Annotated in this window: 17 protein-coding genes; 9 read left to right on the forward strand and 8 right to left on the reverse strand. The window is 60.9% G+C overall.

Going from position 1 to position 20,465, the window contains the following annotated elements; genetic code table 11:
* Nucleotides 1-33 precede the first annotated feature (33 nt).
* Together AB4Y31_RS09195 and AB4Y31_RS09200 are read left to right on the forward strand one after the other, a co-directional pair.
* Nucleotides 34-624 (forward strand): ParB-like protein, encoded by a 591-nt coding sequence (locus AB4Y31_RS09195; protein WP_368673679.1) that lies wholly within the window; start codon nt 34-36, stop codon nt 622-624.
* A 177-nt stretch (nt 625-801) separates the two neighbouring features.
* On the forward strand, nt 802-2,631 hold the full coding sequence (locus AB4Y31_RS09200; RefSeq protein ID WP_368673680.1) for an ATP-dependent DNA helicase RecQ: 1,830 nt from the start codon (nt 802-804) through the stop codon (nt 2,629-2,631).
* A 104-nt stretch (nt 2,632-2,735) separates the two neighbouring features.
* Here the strand turns inward: AB4Y31_RS09200 and AB4Y31_RS09205 are convergent, their stop codons facing one another.
* Nucleotides 2,736-3,626 carry a LysR family transcriptional regulator gene (locus AB4Y31_RS09205; protein ID WP_368673681.1) on the reverse strand — a complete coding sequence of 297 codons (891 nt, stop codon included), beginning with the start codon at nt 3,624-3,626 and terminating at the stop codon, nt 2,736-2,738.
* A 121-nt stretch (nt 3,627-3,747) separates the two neighbouring features.
* Between AB4Y31_RS09205 and AB4Y31_RS09210 the strand changes: the two genes are divergently transcribed.
* Nucleotides 3,748-4,488: an SDR family NAD(P)-dependent oxidoreductase gene (locus AB4Y31_RS09210; protein WP_368674464.1), complete on the forward strand. Its 741-nt coding sequence runs from the start codon at nt 3,748-3,750 to the stop codon at nt 4,486-4,488.
* Nucleotides 4,489-4,584: 96 nt separating this feature from the next.
* Here the strand turns inward: AB4Y31_RS09210 and gyrB are convergent, their stop codons facing one another.
* The 3 genes from gyrB to dnaA form a co-directional block, all read right to left on the reverse strand.
* The gene (gyrB, locus tag AB4Y31_RS09215) at nt 4,585-7,056 is read right to left on the reverse strand and encodes a DNA topoisomerase (ATP-hydrolyzing) subunit B (RefSeq protein WP_368673682.1); all 2,472 of its coding nucleotides are present in this window, start codon (nt 7,054-7,056) and stop codon (nt 4,585-4,587) included.
* A 141-nt stretch (nt 7,057-7,197) separates the two neighbouring features.
* Nucleotides 7,198-8,301, reverse strand: a complete 1,104-nt coding sequence (dnaN, locus tag AB4Y31_RS09220; RefSeq protein WP_018441404.1) for a DNA polymerase III subunit beta — start codon at nt 8,299-8,301, stop codon at nt 7,198-7,200.
* Between the two features lie 238 nt (nt 8,302-8,539).
* Entirely contained in the window at nt 8,540-10,099 is a 1,560-nt protein-coding gene (gene dnaA / locus AB4Y31_RS09225) for a chromosomal replication initiator protein DnaA (RefSeq protein ID WP_368673683.1), read from the reverse strand.
* 400 nt (nt 10,100-10,499) lie between these two features.
* On the opposite strand from dnaA, the gene rpmH reads away from it, so the two are divergent.
* From rpmH to AB4Y31_RS09250, 5 genes are all read left to right on the forward strand, one after another.
* Nucleotides 10,500-10,634 (forward strand): 50S ribosomal protein L34, encoded by a 135-nt coding sequence (gene rpmH, locus AB4Y31_RS09230; protein ID WP_004198824.1) that lies wholly within the window; start codon nt 10,500-10,502, stop codon nt 10,632-10,634.
* A 74-nt stretch (nt 10,635-10,708) separates the two neighbouring features.
* Complete coding sequence (gene rnpA, locus AB4Y31_RS09235) at nt 10,709-11,146, forward strand: ribonuclease P protein component (protein ID WP_368674465.1); 438 nt, start codon at nt 10,709-10,711, stop codon at nt 11,144-11,146.
* 32 nt (nt 11,147-11,178) lie between these two features.
* A complete protein-coding gene (gene yidD, locus AB4Y31_RS09240; RefSeq protein ID WP_018441401.1) occupies nt 11,179-11,409 on the forward strand; it encodes a membrane protein insertion efficiency factor YidD in 231 nt (76 codons plus the stop codon).
* 30 nt (nt 11,410-11,439) lie between these two features.
* Nucleotides 11,440-13,128, forward strand: a complete 1,689-nt coding sequence (gene yidC / locus AB4Y31_RS09245) for a membrane protein insertase YidC (RefSeq protein WP_368673684.1) — start codon at nt 11,440-11,442, stop codon at nt 13,126-13,128.
* Nucleotides 13,129-13,418: 290 nt separating this feature from the next.
* Nucleotides 13,419-14,777, forward strand: coding sequence for a Fic family protein (locus AB4Y31_RS09250; protein ID WP_368673685.1), 1,359 nt, complete (start codon nt 13,419-13,421; stop codon nt 14,775-14,777).
* A gap of 113 nt (nt 14,778-14,890) precedes the next feature.
* Here the strand turns inward: AB4Y31_RS09250 and AB4Y31_RS09255 are convergent, their stop codons facing one another.
* A complete protein-coding gene (locus AB4Y31_RS09255; protein ID WP_026229798.1) occupies nt 14,891-15,313 on the reverse strand; it encodes a transcriptional regulator in 423 nt (140 codons plus the stop codon).
* A gap of 411 nt (nt 15,314-15,724) precedes the next feature.
* On the opposite strand from AB4Y31_RS09255, the gene mnmE reads away from it, so the two are divergent.
* Entirely contained in the window at nt 15,725-17,128 is a 1,404-nt protein-coding gene (mnmE, locus tag AB4Y31_RS09260) for a tRNA uridine-5-carboxymethylaminomethyl(34) synthesis GTPase MnmE (RefSeq protein ID WP_368674466.1), read from the forward strand.
* A gap of 27 nt (nt 17,129-17,155) precedes the next feature.
* Here mnmE and AB4Y31_RS09265 read toward each other — a convergent pair whose 3' ends face one another.
* Genes AB4Y31_RS09265 through AB4Y31_RS09275 form a run of 3 tightly spaced genes read right to left on the reverse strand, consistent with a single transcriptional unit; the run spans nt 17,156 to nt 20,177 of the window.
* Entirely contained in the window at nt 17,156-18,391 is a 1,236-nt protein-coding gene (locus AB4Y31_RS09265; RefSeq protein ID WP_368673686.1) for a multidrug effflux MFS transporter, read from the reverse strand.
* Nucleotides 18,346-19,155 carry a phytanoyl-CoA dioxygenase family protein gene (locus AB4Y31_RS09270; protein ID WP_368673687.1) on the reverse strand — a complete coding sequence of 270 codons (810 nt, stop codon included), beginning with the start codon at nt 19,153-19,155 and terminating at the stop codon, nt 18,346-18,348. The genes AB4Y31_RS09265 and AB4Y31_RS09270 overlap by 46 nt, the downstream gene beginning before the upstream one ends.
* A complete protein-coding gene (locus AB4Y31_RS09275; RefSeq protein ID WP_368673688.1) occupies nt 19,152-20,177 on the reverse strand; it encodes a glycosyltransferase in 1,026 nt (341 codons plus the stop codon). Before AB4Y31_RS09275 ends, AB4Y31_RS09270 begins: the two co-directional genes overlap by 4 nt.
* Nucleotides 20,178-20,465: the final 288 nt, after the last annotated feature.

Raw genomic sequence — 20,465 nt, forward strand, 5'->3', positions numbered from 1 at the left:
GCGCTGGATATCTCACCACAATGGCGGAATCGAATGGAGACCATGCTCCTGTCCTCGCTACGTCCGACGCAGATGACGGTCGGCTTCGCCTACGTCGAAGTCAAATCGATCATCACACAAAGGCATGGGGGAACTGCGCTCGAGCCGTTCTTGCGCGATCACGCCATTCGCGTCGTCCGCGGCCCCGAAGGCACTTACATCGTCGATCACCACCATTGGGCGTTTGCGTGGCATCGGCTCGGCATTGTCGAGGCGCCCGTACGCGTGCAAAAAGACTATCGCGACATAGACAGCAACGACTTCTGGGCATTGATGCGCAAACATGGATGGCTGCACCTGTTCGATGAGCGCGGGCAGAGATGCGAACTCGAGGCACTGCCGAACTCGCTCGACGGCATGCAGGACGATCCCTACCACAGCCTCGCGGCCTTGGCGCGCCGCGCCGGCGCATACCGCAAGCCAAAGCGGGCCTACATATCGTTCGTTTGGGCGAACTACATGCGCGATCGTGTCAAGATCGATTCGGACACTCCCGGCGCGTTCAGCCTCGCGCTGCTCGAGGCGATGCGCGTCGCGCGCGAAGAGGACGCCGCCGACCTGCCCGGGTACATCGGACCCAAGTAACGCGCCGAGGTTGCCACTGGACGGTCGTCCCGGATGGCCATCTGAATAGGAGTCCACGGACGGTACCAGGACGCTGGCCCCGGCGCGCATTGCATGGGCGGTGGGCGCCGTGCGCCGTCTCGCCGTCTCTCTCACGGCATGGCCCTTGCGCAAGCGTCGTCGCCATGACTACCGGGGATGAATATGACCGCGGATAAGCGGCTGCGCGAGCTGCGCAGGACGATGCGCGAGCGATTCGGCATCGCACGCCTGCGCGAAGGCCAGGAGGAGATCATCCGTAGTGTGCTCGCGCGTTGCGACACGCTCGCGACGATGCCGTCGGGCGCCGGCAAATCGCTGTGCTACCAGTTGCCGGCGTTGCATCTCGAAGGCATGACGCTCGTCGTGTCGCCGCTGATCTCGCTGATGAAGGATCAAGCGGACAAACTACGGGCCATTGGCCTCGAGCCTCTGCTCGTCAACAGCACGCTGAAGCACAAGGATGAAAAGGCCGTTCTCGATGCGTTACGAGAGGGCCGCAAACGCATCGTGTTCGTGACGCCCGAGCGGCTCGCGCAGCCCACTTTCGTCGATGTTCTGGCGGGCTGCACCGGGCGCCCCGTGGAGCTCGTGGTCGTGGACGAGGCTCACTGTGTCTCCAAGTGGGGCCACGATTTTCGTCCGGCATTCCTCGGCATCGCTCACGCGGTCGAGGCCATCGGCGCACCGCCAGTTCTTGCGCTTACCGCAACCGCCACGCGTGAGGTCATCGCGGATATCGTTCACTCGCTGCGGCTGCGTGAGCCAACAATCGTACGCACCGGCACATACAGACCTAACCTGCGGTATCGCGTCGTGCATACGGGTGCTGGGCATGGCCGTCGCGAAGCGGCTCGAGCGCTCGCGCTGAAGCAGCAACAGCTGCTCGATTTGATCGGCGAACTAAAGGGTGCGGGGATCGTCTATGTCGCGACGTTGCGCGACGTGCAACGCGTACGTGCGTGGCTTGCCGCGGCCGGAGAAAGCGTGGCGCACTATCATGGCCGCTTGCCGGCGAACGAGCGCCGCGAGGAGCAAGACCGGTTCATGAACGGGCACTCACGTCTCATCGTCGCGACGAATGCCTTCGGGATGGGCATCGATAAGCCCGACGTGCGATTCGTCATTCACTATCAAGTGCCGGGCAACCTCGATGCGTACTATCAAGAGACCGGACGAGCCGGGCGCGACGGTGAGCCCGCGGATTGCGTACTTCTGTTCGATCTCAACGATCGCCGTATTCAGCAGTTCTTTCTGGCGGGGCGATACCCGGACACGGCGCTGGTGCTGCAGGTATTCGATGCGATTGCGGGCGGGATGGAAGAGGCGCGCGACGAACGGCAGTCGCGGTCCGACGCATCCGGCCGGACGCCCGTGTCCGCGAAAGCGCTCGCGAGCATGCTGCCGGACCTGGCGGCAGGCAAAGTTGATGTCGCGCTCGCCATGTTGATTGACGCGCGGATCGTTCAGCGGGATCGGCAGCATCGTTACCGGCTGCGCAAAGGGCCGGCGACGGCTGAACTGCGAGATGCGGTGCCCATTGCCGCGGAACAGTTTCAACGCATGCGCGAACGCGACCACAAGGCGTTGCAGCAGATGATCGACTATGCGCAGAGCGGGCGTTGCCGGTGGCGGCTGATGTTGGACTACTACGAGGAAGACGCCACAATTGAACGTTGCGGCACTTGCGACAATTGCATGCATCCGCCGCATGTGGAGCCGCTGCCGGAGCCCCGTTCAGCCGTGGCGATCGCGCACCGGCGCATGGAGCGCATGACCGAGGAGCGGCATGGATGGACACGTGGGGAAAGCGTCCGGGTCGCTCGCTTTGGCATCGGCGAAGTGGTCATGTCGACCGACGAGCAAGTGGCGATACGATTCCCCGATGGGAGCGTGCGCACCTTCGTTGGCGATCGCGTGCAGCGTGCGCCGCCACCCGCGTCGCAAGACGGCGATGCTGGCGCCGCGCAAGGAAGCGCCCTCGTGTAACCGTTGTCGCGCATCCCAACCTGCCAACGGGAACGTCGGTACGGATGGCACCAGGAAAAGCTCCACTAAGATCCGCGTTTGAAGCGCGTCGCGGTATCGAGCCTTTACAGACGCGACGGGATCTCGGCAGCAAAATAGTCAGTCACCAGACGCACGCGCGGAGGCACGAAACGGCGCGTCGGCCAGACGATGCTGACATCGCGTGTGTCCCGAATGAATTCGTCCAGTACGGTCATGACGTCGGGATGCTCGAGTTCATCGACCAGAGAAAGCTTTGCGAACAGACCGATGCCGACACCCGCGAGCACGGCCGATCGTAGTGTCTCGACGCTATTCGACGACAAGTTGCCTCGCACCGGGACGCTGAACTTGCCGCGAGGCCCGTGAAATGGCCACTGCGCTGATTCCAGCAACCCGCCATAGACCAGGCAATTGTGATTGACCAGTTCCGAGGGATCTTTCGGAATGCCGTGCTGCTGGAAATAACGACGCGATCCGACACAGACCAGCGGAGTGCTGGCAATTCGCTTCACAATCGAATCCGGTTCGTTGACAACACCCAAGCGAATCGCGAGATCGATCCGGTCATCCACCAAATCGCGCGCGAAATCCGACAACACAAGATCGACGTGAAGACCGGGATGGCGGGAGAGCAGTTCAGGGATGAGCGGAAGCACATGCAGGCGGCCGAATGTCGCGGCAGAGGCGATACGAACAAGGCCGCAGCAATTGAGCGTGCTGCTGGTCAATTCGCTGTCGGCCGCCTCGATTTCCTCAAACAGCGGCTTCGTTCGCTCGTAATAATTCCGCCCCTGATCCGTCAGGGTCACGCTGCGCGTGCTCCGGTTGAACAGCAGCACGCCCAGACGCTTTTCCAGCGCGCCGATCGCCTTGCTGATGGCGGATTGTGACTCGCCGGTTCTCCGCGCCGCAGCGGAAAATCCCCCCGCTTCGACAACGGCGATGAAGGCGCTCAATTCATGAAACCGGTCCATTGCGCTTGTCCTCCGCGATATATTCCCACGGCGAATAGATTCTATGACAATCGCGGCGATTATCATTTTTCCGGGCCGTAATTACGATGCCTGTTCCATCCATGAAGAGACAGAGGATTTCATGTCCACGCTCGCAGGTAAGGTCGCCGTCATCAGCGGCGGCACAACAGGTATCGGTTTGGCGATTGCGCAACGATTCGTTGCCGAAGGCGCTCACGTTTTTATCTTCGGCCGTCGGCAGGCCCAGCTCGATGAAGCGGCCAGGTTGATCGAACGCAACGTCACTGCGATCCGGGCTGATGCTGCGGATCTCGATGACCTCGATCGCGTCGCAGCGACGGTCAAGGCCGAAAAAGGTGTCGTCGACATCATCGTGTCGAACGCGGGCTATACGGAGCAGGCCACGATCGACACCATCACGCCCGAGCATTTCGATAAGGCGTTCAATCTGATGGCGCGCGGTCCGGTGTTTCTTGTGCAGAAGCTGCTGCCCATGATGACGGACGGTGGATCAATCATCCTGGTGTCGTCGGCCATGCACCTCATGGGCATTCCCGGACATACCGCCTATGCAGCGACCAAGGCCGCGTTGCGGTCCTATACCCGCACCTGGGCCGCAGAATTCAGGGATCGCGGCATCCGAGTCAACATGCTCAGCCCTGGTGTCACTGACACGCCGATTCTCGATGCTCAGTCGGCGCCGCGCGAGCATGTGATCAATATGTACAAGAGCATGGTCCCGCTTGGCCGGCTTGCGCGGGCCGAGGAGATGGCGAATGCAGCGCTCTTCCTGGCTTCCGAGCAGAGTTCCTATATGACGGGCGCGGATTTAATGAATGATGGGGGGATTGCGCAAGTGTGAAGCCCGATGCTCCCCGCCTCTACGAGCTGCCTCTGGGCAGCCGTAGAGCGCTTCTCGAAACCAAGAAAACGGTGATGCGTCTATCTACCTACCCAATCAAACATCAATATTCCCCGCCCGCAGCGCATTCGACTCGATAAACGCCCGCCGCGGCTCCACTTCATCGCCCATCAGCGTCGTAAAGATCCCATCGGCCGCAATTGCGTCCTCGATCTGAACGCGCAGCAGACGCCGCACGTTCGGATCCATCGTCGTTTCCCAAAGCTGCTCGGGGTTCATCTCGCCGAGCCCCTTGTACCGCTGCTTGGAGACATTGCGTTCCGCGTCGGAAATCATCCACCGCATGGCGCTCTTGAAGTCGGTCACCGCCATGCTGCGCTCGCCGCGCTTGATGACCGCGCCGGTGCCGATCAATCCCTTGAACGTATTCGCCGTGTTGAGGAGCTGCTGATAGTCCGCGGTCAGCAGAAACTCTTCGTCGATGACTGAGACCTTGACGTTGCCATGATGACGCCGCTCGACACGCAGCGATCTCAGCTCACGCGCCGCGTCATACATCGGATACACACTGACCTCGGGCTTCAACGGATCGTTGCGCAGCGCGACTTCCAAGGCGCGCGCCGTAGCCGCCGCCGACTCCTCGCTGCCGAGATCGATCGTGACGCCATCCATGACGGCCTCGAGCGCGTTCGCGTCGTAAAGCCGGCTCAGCCGATCGACCACTGCCTGGGCCAGCAGATACGACCTCGCGAGTTCGCCGAGCGCATCGCCGGCGATCGGCGGCGCGCCCTCGCTCGGCAACAGCTCGGCGCCTTGCAGCGCGAGCCGCAGCATATGCGCGTTGAGCTCGACATCGTCCTTCAGATACCGCTCGTCCTTGCCCGCCTTGAGCTTGTAAAGCGGCGGCTGCGCGATGTAGATATACCCGCGCTCGATCATCTCCGGCATCTGCCGATAGAAGAACGTGAGCAACAGCGTGCGAATATGCGCACCGTCGACGTCCGCATCGGTCATGATGATGATCCGGTGATAGCGGACTTTGTCGATGTTGTAATCTTCCTTGCCGATCCCGCACCCGAGCGCCGTAATCAGCGTGACGATCTGCTCGGACGACAGAAGCTTGTCGTACCGCGCCTTCTCGACGTTCAGCACTTTGCCGCGCAGCGGCAAAATCGCCTGAAACTTTCGATCGCGGCCCTGCTTGGCCGATCCGCCTGCCGAATCGCCCTCGACGATGTAGATTTCGGACTTCGCCGGATCCTTCTCCTGGCAATCCGCGAGCTTACCGGGCAGGCCGACGCCGTCGAGCACACCCTTGCGCCGCGTCATCTCGCGCGCCTTGCGGGCGGCGTCGCGCGCGCGGGCCGCATCGACAATCTTGCCGCAGATGATCTTCGCATCGTTCGGCGTCTCGAGCAGAAACTCCTCGAGGGCCTTGGCCACGACTTCTTCGACGGGCGCGCGCACCTCCGACGAAACGAGCTTGTCCTTCGTCTGCGAGCTGAACTTCGGCTCGGGTACCTTCACCGACAAGACGCATGAGAGCCCCTCGCGCATGTCGTCGCCCGACGTCTCGACCTTCGCCTTCTTGGCGATCTCGTGATCGGCGATGTACTTGTTGATGACGCGCGTCATCGCGGCGCGCAGGCCCGTCAAGTGCGTCCCGCCGTCACGCTGGGGAATGTTGTTCGTGAAGCAAAGGACGTTCTCGTTGTAGCTGTCGTTCCACTGCATCGCCACTTCGACACCCACCCCGTCCTTCTCGCCGATGACATGGAAAATCGTCGGGTGCAGCACCGTCTTCGTCTTGTTGATGAACTCGACGAATCCCTTCACACCGCCGACGAACGCGTAGTCGTCTTCCTTGCCCGTGCGCTGATCGGTCAAGCGAATGCGCACACCGTTATTGAGGAACGACAGCTCGCGAATCCGCTTGGCCAAAATGTCGTAGTGATATTCGACATTGCCGAAAATTGTCTCGTCGGCCATGAAATGCACTTCGGTGCCGCGCTTTTCCGTCTCGCCGAGGAGTTGCATCGGCGAGACCATATCGCCGTTCACTTCCTCGATGATGCGGTTTTGCGTCACGCCGCGGTGAAACTCCATGAAGTACTTCTTGCCATCGCGCCGCACGGTCAGGCGCAGCCATTTCGACAGCGCATTCACGCACGAGACACCCACGCCATGCAGGCCGCCCGACACCTTGTAGCTGTTCTGGTCGAACTTGCCGCCCGCATGAAGCTCGGTCATCACGATCTCGGCGGCGCTGCGCTTCGGATCGTGCTTGTCGTCGAGCTTGACGCCGGTCGGGATGCCGCGGCCGTTGTCGGTCACGGAAATGGAATTGTCCGCGTGAATGATGACGTGAATGTCGTTGCAATGCCCGGCCAACGCTTCGTCGATGGAGTTGTCGAGCACTTCGAATACGAGGTGATGCAGACCGGTGCCGTCCGACGTGTCGCCGATGTACATCCCGGGTCGCTTGCGCACGGCCTCCAAACCCTCCAGGATCTGAATCGACGAGGCGCCATAGCTGTTGTCGGGCTGCATGTTGTGCTGTTCACTCATGGATATGTTCCGGTTCCGCATCTACTGCTGAGTACTACTATCGCTGCTTCCGAAAAGTCCGCTTGCGAAATTTCGGAGCACTAAAGAAACGCCAAAGGGGCGCTGCGCCCCCTTTGGTCTTCTTGTTTTTTCCGCTTTGGATCAAATGCGCATCGGCATGACGACGTACTTGAAATCGTCGTTCTCGGGTATCGTGATCAACGCGCTCGAGCTCGCGTCGGCCACGCTCACCTGCAGCATGTCCACCTTCAGGTTCGCGAGCACATCGAGGAGGTAAGTCACGTTGAAGCCCATGTCGATGGTGTCGCCCTGATAGGCGATCTCGAGCTCTTCCTGCGCCTCTTCCTGGTCCGCGTTCGTCGACATGATCTTCAACTGGCCCGGCTCGATCACGCAGCGCACGCCCTTGAACTTGTCCGACGTCAGAATCGCGGCACGCTGCAGCGAACGCTGCAATTCATCGCGCCCGATCACGAACGAGTTCTTGTGCGCCTTGGGGATCACACGCTGAAAATCGGGGAACTTGCCCTCGACGAGCTTCGAAACGAGCTCCACCTGGCCAAACGTAAACTTCACCTGCGTCGAAGCGATATCGATCTTCAACTGATCGTCGATGTCCTCGAGCAACCGCTGCAACTCCAGAATCGTCTTGCGCGGAATGATCACTTCCTGCCGGGCAAACTCGCCGTCGATCTTCATCGACGAAAACGCGAGGCGGTGACCGTCGGTCGCGACAGCCATGAGCCGTCCGCCATCGACGACGAGCAGCATCCCGTTCAGGTAGTAACGGATGTCTTGCTGCGCCATCGCAAAATGGACCATACCGAGCAACTGACGGAACGTCTTTTGCGGCACCGACAAGCTCGCACCGTAATCCTTGGCCTGCGCCACAGTCGGGAATTCGTCCGCGGCGAGCGTCTGCAACGCAAAGCGGCTCTTGCCCGACTGCACGGTCAGCCGCTTGTCGGCCAACGTCAGGCTCACCTGCCCGTCGGGCATCGCGCGCAAAATGTCGAGCAGCTTGCGCGCCGCCACCGTGGTCGCAACCGATTCACCGCCAACGCCGAAGTCCGCCCGCGTAGTGATCTGCAACTCGAGATCGGTCGACAGAAACGACACATCGGCGCCGTTCTTCGTAATCAGCAGGTTTGCGAGGATCGGCAACGTATGGCGCCGTTCGACAATGCCGCTTACGGTTGAGAGCGGCCTCAAGAGGTTGTCTCGTTCGGTCTTGACCAGTTGCATAGGGTTCCTTCGTTGATGTCACGGCGCGCTTGCCGACTCGCTGCGCAGATTCGTCGACGAAACCGTCGACTCCCCGCATCTTTCCGCGCTTTTTCCTTCTGCCCTGCACTTTCCACCGCCCGCGCAGCCAGGGCGGCTAAACCACTATTGTGCCTGAAAAAGAAACGATTTCCGCCAAAGCGAGGGGCATTGTAGCGGCGCGCGGCTCGCCCGCTCGCTCTCGCCCCGTTGCACCCCGTCAACCCTTCAGCGTCTGCTCGAGCACGTGCAGTTCGTGGTTCAACTGCGCGTCCTTGCCGCGCTCGTCGGCGATCTTGCGTACCGCGTGCAGCACGGTGGTGTGATCGCGGCCGCCAAAAAGCTCACCGATTTCGGGCAGGCTCTTTTGCGTCAATTCCTTCGCGAGATACATCGCGATCTGTCGCGGCCGCGCGATATTAGCCGGACGCTTTTTCGAATACATGTCGGCGACCTTGATGTTGTAGAAGTCGGCGACGGTCTTCTGGATGTTCTCGACGGAGATCTGCCGGTTCTGCACCGTCAGCAGGTCCTTCAGCGCCTCCTTCGTCAGCTCGATCGTGATCTCGCGGCCATGGAACTTCGAGTACGCGAGGATCTTGCGCAGCGCGCCTTCGAGCTCTCGCACGTTCGAGCGCAAATGCTTCGCGACGAAGAACGCGACATCCTCGGAAAGGCTCACCCCCTCCGACTGCGCCTTGCGCATCAGGATCGCGACGCGCATCTCGAGCTCGGGCGGCTCGATCGCCACGGTCAGGCCCGAATCGAAGCGCGAAATGAGCCGGTCGTCGATGCCCGAAATCTCCTTCGGGTACGTGTCGCTGGTGATGATCACCTGCGCCTTGTTCGCGACGAGCGCCTCGAACGCATAGAAGAACTCCTCCTGCGTGCGCGATTTGCCCGAGAAGAACTGAATATCGTCGATGAGCAGCAGATCGAGCGAATGGTAGTAGCGCTTGAAATCGTCGAACGCCTTGCGCTGATACGCCTTCACCACGTCCGAGACGTATTGCTCGGCATGGATGTAGCGAATTCGCGCTCCGGCCTTGTCCTGCAACAACTGGTTCCCGATCGCGTGGATCAGGTGCGTCTTGCCGAGCCCAACGCCGCCGTACAGGAAAAGCGGGTTGTACGAGATGCCCGGGTTGTCCGCCACCTGGATCGCGGCCGCGCGCGCAAGCTGGTTCGCCTTGCCCGTCACGAAGTTGTCGAACGTCAGCACCGGGTTCAGCTTCGAGCGCTCGTACGTCGAATCGGCCTCGGCGCCACCTGTCGCCATCGCGCCGGGGCGCCAGGTCCGCCGCGCCGCCGCGGCCTCGGTCGCGTCGACGCTCGGCAGATCGATATCGGCACCGTCGTCCATCGCGCCCGCCGCGCTTGCGCTGTTGTCGGCGCCGCGTGATTGAGCATCGGCAGACGTTGCGCTTTTGCCGCTCGCTGTCTCCACAGGCAATGCCGCCGTTCCGGCCGACGCCGGCCCGCGCGGCAGCGGGACGTTGACGCTCGATCCCAGCGGGCCCGCGCGCATCGTTGCTTTCGGATCGAGGACGAACTGAACTTCGATCGGCGCGTGCCAAAAATCGCGCGCAAGGTCGGAGATGCGGCCCGAAAACTGGCTCTTGACCCAGTCGAGCTTGAAGCGGTTCGGCGCGGCGATCGATAGCGTGTTCGCGGCGGCGTCGAAGGCGACCGGCGCCAACGGTTTGATCCACGTCACGAACTGTTGGGGCGTCAATTCGCGCTCCAGCAGTGCGGAACAGTGTTGCCAGAATTCGTTCATCAAGGTGGCGTCGTTTTTAGTGCACGGTCACTCGCCGCCACCTTCGCGCTCACCGCGCCAAGGACCCGGACTGGTCGGACAAGCCCGCCACGAAACCCTTGTGCGACAAGTACTTAGGCACGAAGGGCTGACTCGGAGCGGCGTGCAGGATTCTTGAGACAAGGCGAGATTCTACCGCCAAAACACCCCGGCCAGGAAGTTATCCACAGGGCCGGATCGTGCACCGCATGCGTGCAGCAGGGCCTCCGCCATGCCGCCGATGCACGCTCCGTCCTCTTCTAAGGTATTGACGACCAAGAGAAAAGCAGTTTAAATAGCGGGTTCTCGCGAAAGCGAAAACCATTGTTCGACCCCGTCGGCAAGCCAATGCGCACGCGGTCCCCTCTCCTGTGAGAAAGACATGAAACGTACCTACCAACCTTCCGTCACGCGCCGCAAGCGCACCCATGGCTTTCGCGTGCGGATGAAGACCGCCGGCGGCCGCAAAGTGATCAACGCCCGCCGCGCGAAGGGCCGCAAGCGCCTCGCCATCTAAGCCGGAAGACCAGGCTGGACGGGCAAACGGCGCGGCCGTCGCTCGCGACGACGCGCAATCCGCCGCACGCCGCCATCGGGCTCGATCCGTTGCGAGCGCAAGCCGCCTTTCCCAAAGCCGCGAGGCTTCTCAAGACGGATGAATTCTCATCCGTTTTTCGTTTACGCCCGTGGCGCCGATCGGCTCACTTCGTCGTCTACGCGCGGCCCACCGGCCACGAAGCGCGGCTCGGGCTCGTCATCGGCAAGAAGTTCGCGCCGCGCGCGACGACGCGCAACCTCGTCCGGCGCATTGCGCGCGAGGCCTTTCGGGTGCGCCGCGCCGAGTTTGGCGGATGGGACATCCTGCTGCGTCTGCACGCCCGTTTCGACAAGACGGCGTTTCCGAGCGCTGCGTCGCCGCCGTTGAAAGCGCTTTGCCGCACCGAGATCGAGGAGTTACTCACGAAAACGGCGCGCGAGATCGCCCGCCGCCAGTCGGCGCCCGTGCACAACGGCACGGCTCATGACTGAATATGGGGTTTTGCGTCGCCGAATCAACCGCCATGCAAACGGTACTGATTGCGCTACTGCGTTTCTACAAGGTCGCCGTGAGCCCCCTGCTCGGCAGCCGGTGCCGTTTTTATCCCTCCTGTTCCGACTACGCACGCGAAGCAATCCAGTATCATGGCGCCGCGCGAGGCACTTACCTCGCGGTGAAACGCTTGTGTCGCTGTCATCCGTTTTCGGCGGGCGGGATCGATCTCGTTCCGCCCCCTACCGCGAAAAAGCGCTGAAGCGCCGCTCCCTCGACTCCGAGACCACGCATGGATATCAAACGCACCGTCCTATGGGCGATCTTCTTCGTGTCAGCGATCATGCTGTTCGACAACTGGCAGCGCGAGCACGGACGCCAGTCGATGTTCTTCCCGAACCCGGCGGCCACGCACAGCGCATCGGCGCCCGCCACGTCGGCGCCCGGTGCTTCGGGCACGGGCTCGGAGGTCGCCGCGCCGGCTTCGAACACCGCGCCGGCAACGGCGGCGACCGCGCCGGGAACGCCGGCTCAGCAACCGGCTCCGGCGGCTCAGCTGATCCATTTCAGCACGGACGTCTACGACGGTGAAATCGACACGCGCGGCGGCACGCTCGAAAAGCTCATCCTCACGCGTAAAAGTGATCCGAAGCAAGGCGACCTCAACATCACCCTGTTCGACCGCACGGCCAACCATACGTATCTGGCGCGAACGGGCTTGATCGGCGGAGACTTCCCGAATCACAACGACGTCTTCACGGCGTTGCCCGGCCCGCGCTCGCTCACCGACGATCAGAAGTCCTTCCAGATCAGTCTCGAGTCGCCGGTCAAGGGGGGCGTCAAGGTCGTCAAGACGTACACGTTCACGCGCGGCAGCTTCGTCATCGGCGTCGACACCAAGATCGAGAACGTCGGCACGGCGCCCGTCACGCCGAGCGTCTATATGGAACTCGTGCGCGACAGCACGCCCGTCGACACGCCGCGCTTCTCGCACACGTTCCTCGGGCCGGCCGTCTATACGAACGAGCATCACTTCCAAAAGATCTCTTTCAGCGACATCGACAAGAACAAGGCCGAGTACGCGACATCCGCGACGAGCGGCTGGATCGCGATGGTGCAGCACTACTTTGCGTCGGCGTGGATTCCGCGGGAAGGCGCAAAGCGCGACATCTATGTCGAGAAGATCGATCCGACGCTCTATCGCGTCGGCATCACGGAGCCCGTCGCGACGGTCGCGCCGGGGCAATCGGTCGACGTGTCGGCACGCCTCTTCGCGGGCCCCGAGGAAGAGCGCATCCTCGAAGGCGTCGCGCCCGGCCTCGATCTCGTGAAGGACTATGGCTGGGTCACGATCATCGCCAAGCCGCTTTTCTGGTTGCTCGAGAAGATCTATGGCTTCGTCGGGAACTGGGGTTGGGCGATCGTGCTGCTCACGCTGCTCATCAAGGCCGTGTTCTTCCCGCTGTCGGCGGCGAGCTACAAGTCCATGGCGCGCATGAAGGAAATCACGCCGCGCATGCAGGCGCTGCGAGAGCGGTTCAAGAGCGATCCGCAGAAGATGAACGCGGCGCTGATGGAGCTCTACAAGACCGAGAAGGTCAATCCGTTCGGCGGGTGTCTGCCCATCGTGATCCAGATTCCCGTGTTCATCTCGCTCTATTGGGTGCTGCTGTCGTCGGTTGAAATGCGCGGTGCGCCGTGGGTTCTCTGGATTCACGACCTGTCGCAACAGGACCCGTATTACATCCTGCCGGTGCTGATGGCCGTCTCGATGTTCGTCCAGACGAAGCTGAACCCGACGCCGCCCGACCCGGTTCAGGCCAAGATGATGATGTTCATGCCGATCGCATTCTCGGTCATGTTCTTCTTCTTCCCGTCGGGGCTCGTGCTCTATTACGTCGTCAACAACGTGCTCTCGATCGCTCAGCAGTACTACATCACGCGAATGATGGGTACGCAGAAGAAGAGCAAGCCGGCGTGAGTCGGGGCGAGAAGACGCTAGTCTCGCTTCCGCCTTGGCCACGCTTCTGAAGCGTTGAGCTCGTAGGCTCATTTGCCGCACTGACGCCCCAGTGGATACTGGGGCGTTGTGCTTTTTCGGCGGCAAAGAGAACCGAGGCGGTTGCCTGTCCGGTGCGGCGTGCCCGGGTGCCGCACTCGCGACCGGAATCGCGCCACAAGGATGGCGCGATTTGGCGCGATTCGCGTTTTCGCGCCATAATCGCGCCACAATCGCGCCAATGACATGGCGAATCGCGCCACACGCCGACAATGCAAACACCTGACGAACTGCTCGACAGCATCGCGACCCAGCCAGAGGGCGTCTCCATCACCGATATCCTGGCGAAACATCCGGAGCTTGCTCGCCGCACCGCCCAGCGTTGGCTGACTGAACTCACCGAGTCCGGCCGAATTCGCCCCGTGGGCGCCGGGCGGGCTCGCCGCTATGTCGCCAGCGGATCGCGTCCGCCGGTGACCGCAGTCCCACGGGATGCATCTCCGGATCACATCCCGCTGTCGGCTGATAGCCAGGACGTCCTCGCTTACGTCGACCAGCCGATCGAGGCTCGGCGCCCTGTCGGGTATCAGCGCGATTTTCTCGATGCCTACGAGCCCAACCGGACTTGGTATTTGCCCGAGCCGATACGACGGCAGTTGCGCAAGATGGGCGACACGGGCCAAGCGAAACTGCCTGCGGGGACCTACGGCCGGGCGATCTTGAACCGCCTGCTGATCGATCTCTCCTGGGCGTCCAGTCACCTCGAAGGCAACACCTATAGCCGGCTCGACACTCGCGAGTTGATCGAGCATGGCCGCGCCGCCCAAGGCAAGGCTGCCCGCGAGACGCAAATGATCTTGAACCACAAGGCGGCCATCGAACTGCTCGTCGACAACGCCGAAACCGTGGGATTCAATCGATACACGCTGCTCAATCTTCATAGCGCGCTTTCGTACAACTTGCTGCCCAACCCTGCGGACGAAGGGCGCCTGCGGCAGCATGGTGTGGAGATCGGCCAAAGCGTTTATCGTCCGCTTTCCGTCCCCGCCCAGCTCGCGGAAACACTCGACCTCATTCTGGACAAAGCAAACCGCATCAACGACCCTTTCGAGCAGTCTTTCTTCGTCATGGTGCACCTGCCATATTTGCAGCCTTTCGCGGACGTCAACAAGCGCACATCGCGTCTCGCGGCAAATCTCCCGTTGATCCGCGCCAACCTTTGCCCCCTCACCTTCCTTGATGTGCCCGAGCAGGCCTACAGTCGCGCCATCCTCGGTATCTATGAGTTGACGCGCGTCGAATTGCTGCGCGATCTGTATTTGTGGGCTTATGAACGGTCTACACAGGAATACCTCGCCATCAAGCAGGATCTGGCCGAACCGGATCCGTTGCGCCTGGCATGGCGGGAAGTCATTAAAGAGGCCGTTCGCGAAGCCGTCCGCCAGCCCGAGCGCGATCCGCTCGAAGCTATCCGGAAATGCTTGTCGGAGCATGAGCTCGGAGCCGACCGCGAGAATGTCGAGGCGCTAGTGGTTGAGGAACTCCGCCGCTTGCATGAAGGAGTGTTAGCGAGATATGGGCTGCGCCCCTCCGATTTTGTGAAATGGCAGAGTCGCCAAAAGCAGATGTAGCCAACGCTTGATTGGCAGAGCGCGGTTTCGCCTAAATGACCGAGGCTCGGAGCCATCCACCGTCCGCAGCAAGCTTTTGATAATCGGTTGAGGGCTGCCGCCGACTCGCTGCCTCAGCGCTCCGATCGGTCGCCGTAGAACTGCGCGACCAGCTCCTGAACCAGGTAGCGATGGTGCGGAGAGAGTGCCTCGATCTTCGATGCCAGTTCGATCGTTTCGGGAGTGAGCGGGTACTTCTCGTCGCGCGGCAGCGGTTTTGGGGTCGCGCTCGCGGTCGCGTTCGGCGGCGGCCCGTAGTGGAGCCAATGCAGATCGACGCGCAACCATTCCGCCAGCGTCTGCAGCTTGTCATCAGTTGGAATCGTGCGCCCCGTCAGCCATTTGTGTGCCGTTTGCGGGGACACCGGATGTTCGCCGTGGTGGCGCAAATTGAAATGCAACGCAAGCTGCGTCCCGCCCGTCACCTTTTCGGGGCTGCGCAGGAGGGCGAACTTCAGGCGTTCGGAGAACGCCGCTTTCTCTTCGGCGGTTGGCATCGCAAAATTGTGCAATTGAGCCAACGCGAAGGAGACAACCAGGCAGGACAGGTTTAGCCCACTCGGGAACCGGTTTAGCGGGTGTGCGCCTCCTTTGCCCCGGATCGCGAACCACGCCTGGATAGCGGAAAACCAAGCCAGCCGCCGCTCAGTGGCTGGATCGAGGCGGTTTCCCCTTCTCGTCGTCCGAAGAATACACTATCTCAATTGAGATAAATCGAATTTGTGGTAGGCGCCGCCGTGAACCGCGAACGGTGGCGTGAGAAGTCGATCGGCGCAGCGCGCTACAATGCCGGGCGTCTACCGTCTGGGAAGCACTTTCTCCGTCCGATTCACTGGCCGCACCGCCGATTCTCCTTGCTGGCGCAGTCGTCGGCCGAGTTTTCGACCGCATTCACCGCTATCACCGTCATGCTTTCCATCGATTCCGATCCGATCGTCGCCATTGCCACCGCGCCGGGGCGGGGGGGAATCGGCGTCGTGCGGATATCGTGCGGCCGCGGTGGAGAAGCCGCCGCAGAGACGTTGATGCGGGCTCTTTGCGGGCAGACGCTCGCGCCGCGTCACGCGAGCTACGTCGCGTTCGTGGATGGGGGCGGTGCCGTGCTCGATCGCGGAATCGCGCTTTACTTTCCCGCGCCCCATTCGTACACGGGCGAGCATGTGATCGAGCTGCAAGGACACGGCGGACCCGTCGTGCTGCAACTAGTATTGCAGCGCTGCCTGGAAGCGGGAAAGGCATTCGCGTTGCGGCTCGCAGAGCCGGGGGAATTCACGCGGCGCGCATTCCTCAACGACAAACTCGATCTCGCGCAAGCCGAGGCCGTCGCCGATCTGATCGAGGCGAGCACCGAAGCGGCCGCGCGCTCGGCGGGCCGTTCGCTCGAAGGAGCCTTCTCGCAGGATATTCGCGCGCTCGTCGATGAAGTGATCGCGTTGCGCATGCTCGTCGAGGCGACGCTCGATTTTCCGGAAGAGGAAATCGATTTTCTCGAGGCCGCCGACGCGCATGGCAAGCTCGCGCATGTCCACGAACGGCTCGATCGCGTCCTGATCGAGGCACGGCAGGGTGCATTGCTGCGCGAGGGATTGTCCGTCGTGCTGGCGGGACAGCCGAACGTAGGTAAGTCGTCGCTATTGAATGCGCTGGCCGGCGCCGAACTCGCCATCGTCACGCCGGTCGCCGGGACGACGCGCGACAAGGTCGCGCAAACCATACAGATCGAGGGCATCCCGTTGCATATCATCGATACGGCCGGGTTGCGGGAGACGGAGGACGAAGTCGAGAAGATCGGCATCGCACGCACCTGGGGCGAAATCGAGAAAGCCGACGTGATCCTGCATCTCCTCGATGCCCGGACAGGGGTCACGGCTGAAGATGCGCTGATCGCCGCGCGATTTCCGACGGGCATGCCCGTTGTGCGGATATTGAACAAGACAGACTTGACCGAGATCGGGCCGGAGGTCAATCGGCTAGTTGCGGCCGATGGTGATGGCGGGATCTGCGAGATAAGGCTCTCGGCCAAGAAGACCGAAGGAATCGACTTGCTGCGTGCGGAATTGCTGCGTATCGCCGGTTGGCAAGCGGGGACGGAAAGCGTCTATCTCGCGCGCGAGCGGCATCTCATTGCGCTGCGAGCGGCGCGAGAACATCTCTCGCTCGCGGCCGAGCATGCGGAACTGGGGAATCGATCGCTCGATCTGTTTGCCGAGGAATTGAGGCTCGCGCAGGAGGAGCTCAATTCGATCACTGGGGAGTTCACCTCCGACGATCTGCTGGGGGTGATTTTTAGTCGGTTCTGTATTGGGAAATAGGCCCGCATTAGCCAAGGGTGCAGATATTCACCGAGAATTTGTGGCTACCGATCGATCGGGTGGCGCGACATACAACGCCAGCGTTGCCAATGCGCTGCACGCGCCCATGACTACGAACAAAGCTCGCACCGGAGTACCTGGCACTATGTGCGACGCTACAACGCTACTGATTGCGCCGATACCATACAAGAGAGTTCCCAGCAACGCCGACGCGGCACCGGCGTGCTCCGCGTGGTCGGCAAGGGCCATCGCAGCCGCATTTGGTGCAACGAAGCCGATCATTGCCGTGTAGAAAAAAACAACAGCAAGTAGCATCGCGAGAGTTGGCTGCTCTGGTGCGGCGGCAATTGGGATTGAGGTGGCGACGGAAATCCACAGCGCCCTTTCGATGATGCGCCGCAGTGCAAACCTCCGAACTAACCATGCGTTGATCCGAGCGGTAATCACCATTCCTACGGAGTTCGTGGCGAACATGATGCCAAAAGCTCTCGGTGATCGCTCATACGCGTCTACGATGATGACCGAGGACATCGATACGTATGCGTACATTCCCCCCTGCAGCAAGCCGTTTGCCAATGTATAAGCAATAAACCTCCGACTAGCGAGTATCCCGCCAAGGGCGTGAAACTGCCGCTTACGGCCAGATGGTACGGACGCATCGCCACTGCGAGTCTCCGGCGAAACAATGCTCCCGGCAAGGAGTGCGACTCCCAAAGCCCCCATTAGCGCAAACATTGCCTGCCATCCGCTCAATCCAAGGATAGCCGCGCCGAACAACGGCGCGGCCAGCGGTACGACGCTCACTATCAACATCAATAACGAGAACGCGCGCGCAACCTCATGCGTATCAGTTCGATCGCGAATCATTGCTCTTGCGATCACCATCCCGGCGCTACCACCAAATCCCTGCGCGAACCGGAGCGCTATGAAGCAGTCAGCTCGTTCAATGCATGCGCAAGCAATCGACGACACACTGTAGATCAGCAAGCCAGCGCATAGAGGCGGCTTCCGACCGTACCTATCGCTGGCGAGGCCGTGAACTAACTGTCCGACGAGTACGCCCACGAGGTAAGTTGTGACCGATAGTTGAACGTCACCGCGAGCTACGCCGAATGTCGTGGCGATCCGTGGCATCGCCGGCAAGTACATGTCGATCGAAACCGGCCCTATCGAACATAGCCCGCCGAGGAATGGCAACCACAAGGAGCGCTTCACGATCACTTGAAGCAAGCGCCAGTGGCAGCCTGAACAGCTTTGATGCACTTTTCACGCAGAGCAGGACCAGTGAGTACATCGATCGGCGCAACGTGATCCCAGTTGCCTGACGAATCTTCGCCGCTAACGAGCCACGTATAGGCGGGTCTCACGGCTGGGATGACCCGAGGTGAAATGTAGCGTGTCACGAGGCCGATGCGAGGCAAATCACTCGAGTTCGGCCCCGACGCATGAAGCAGCAGCGGGTGATGAACGGAGAATTCGCCAGCATTTAAATTGACGTGCATAGCCCTTCGCTCGTCTACCTCGTGCGTTGCCTGCTGCCCTCGTGTCAACATGTTGTGCTGATGCGGCTTATCCACATGGCGTATCAATGCTGAATGGCTACCCGGTAAGACACGCATCGCACCATTCTCTTGGTTTGCGTCGGTTATCGCCAACCAGACCGTCACGATGGGGATCGTAGGCAAATCGGCGTAGCGATGCCGCCAGTAGTAGAGATCCTGATGCCAAGAGAAGAAGCCTTCTGTCCGCGGCGCCTTTACATTGAATTCACTCACCCATACGAGCACGTCTGGCCCGATCAAGCTACGTACGACCTTAAGCACGGCCGGATGAGCAACAAGTTGAGCGACCCATGGGTGCACCAGATGCCCAAACGTTCGCCGTTCTCCATGAAGTACAATTTGCCCTGGCTCGCATATTCCGCAGTAGTCGTTTTGAGCCTGCTGAATCTCGGCATCCGAAAGTGCTGGCATAGGATAGAGAATCCCGGTCTCGCGATACTTTTTCAACAAGTGCTCGGCGTTCATTTCGCCACCTCTTGCAAGCACAGTGCATGGATATTTCTCGCACGGACATTCGTCGTGTGATGCGTGGCAACCTTCATTGATGCGCGCTCAACAATCGCCGACCAGCGGCGGGCGTCATTCAGGAATAGCCGCTGGACCTCCGCCGCGTCTTCGATGACGCGAAAAATGTTCGTACCGATGTAGTCCTCTCCTTCGACGAATCCCAACGCCGCGAGTTGAGCTCCGAGCGACTCCCGATCCGCAATGACCAAACAGCCTGTCGCCATGCCCTCGAACACTTTCGCGACCAGATAATTGAATATCGAGCCACATACCAGCATCGCTGGGTGACGGCGCAACAGCGTCGCATAACGTGGCCCCCCGACAGTCGCAAGCGCGTTGGAATCGGCTCGCATCTGGTTAGTCCGGTCACCCGGATATCCGGGATAGCCGGGGTGATCCACGATGTTGCATACGGCGTCCGGTAGCTTCGCCGCGCAAAATTGACGGAAGGGATACGGCCACGTCCGCGATCCCGACAACAAGACGCGATCAAAGACAGGGGCGAAGACGGGCGAAAAGGCGGACGCGGCCGAATGCGGTGTCCATTTGATGCGCTTCTTTACGTCAGGAAACCATTCGGTCAATTTGTTCGGATAAGTGGCCAAAATCAAGTCTGCCCAGTGAAAAGCTCGCAGTCGCTGAGCACGCCGATGCTCGTTGAAGTAATGAACATCGTCGCAAAAGACCACGCGTCTAATGTGTTTCGGGAGCGTGGCGAACGAATCGGCCAAGCGCTCTAGGATTTCATAGCATTCCCAGAGCAGCACCAACCGCGCTCGGCGAATTACATCGAGCAACCGCTCGTCATCCGTCTCGTCGACTACCATCATCGTCCAACCAAGAGATGCCAGGTTCTGGTGAATCTCATGAAATTCGCGCGAAATATATGAATCCCACCCTTTGGGCGTGCACAACACAAAGGCATCCGGCGGAGCAGCTTCACTTGATTCGCCGATATCAAATTGAAAATCAGTCATCATCGCTATCACGCTAAGTATTGGTTTGCGGTTAACGGCCATGTGAAGGCCGGCGTTCGTCGAACGTCGGCCCAGCTACACGGTAAGCAGTACCCTTAGCTACGACTGAGCTGCGTCGGAATTTTCGGACCAAGGGAAGTGGACGAGTTGGCATCGGCCGCCGATGCACCCCAGTCTGTGACTGGCCGTGTTCGCATGCGGCTGACGCGACTTGCGAATGCCCGTATAAACGAGTCTCGATCGACCCGGTAGCCCTCGCTACCGATCGAATCGGACTATAGGATCGGAAGT

This window comes from Trinickia sp. EG282A, from assembly GCF_040965455.1.
Taxonomy (GTDB): domain Bacteria; phylum Pseudomonadota; class Gammaproteobacteria; order Burkholderiales; family Burkholderiaceae; genus Trinickia; species Trinickia symbiotica.